1 pseudogene is annotated in these 326 nt (G+C 36.2%); it reads right to left on the reverse strand.

Annotation, left to right across the window (positions count from 1 at the left end):
- A pseudogene (locus C1G53_RS03415) lies at positions 1 to 208 on the reverse strand (acetate--CoA ligase); the annotation flags it as partial.
- Positions 209 to 326: the final 118 nt, after the last annotated feature.

Consider the following 326-nt stretch of genomic DNA (forward strand, 5'->3'; position numbering starts at 1 on the left):
CCTTGTCCCCATAGCCAATACCTGCTGCTGCAAATTGGGCAGCTCTTTTTTGAATAGCTTCAAAAACTGTTTGATAGGTATTTTCCAATCCTAATTCAGGGAAAGATGCGTAGGGTTTGTCAAAATAAATGGCAACATTTGGAAACTCTTGAGCCGCTGTTTTAAACTGACGATAGAGATTTAATGGTTTGTAACTAATAGTTGACATATCTAACCTTTCTAAAATGACAATGATAAGGTTATTATAACATCTTGTGCCAACCTTCACAATCTGATATCTTTGTATGACTCACAGTTGTGAAAAAACAAGTAGTCAATCCACCACT

The organism is Streptococcus suis (genome assembly GCF_002960445.1).
In the GTDB taxonomy this organism is placed as follows: Bacteria; Bacillota; Bacilli; order Lactobacillales; family Streptococcaceae; genus Streptococcus; species Streptococcus hyiners.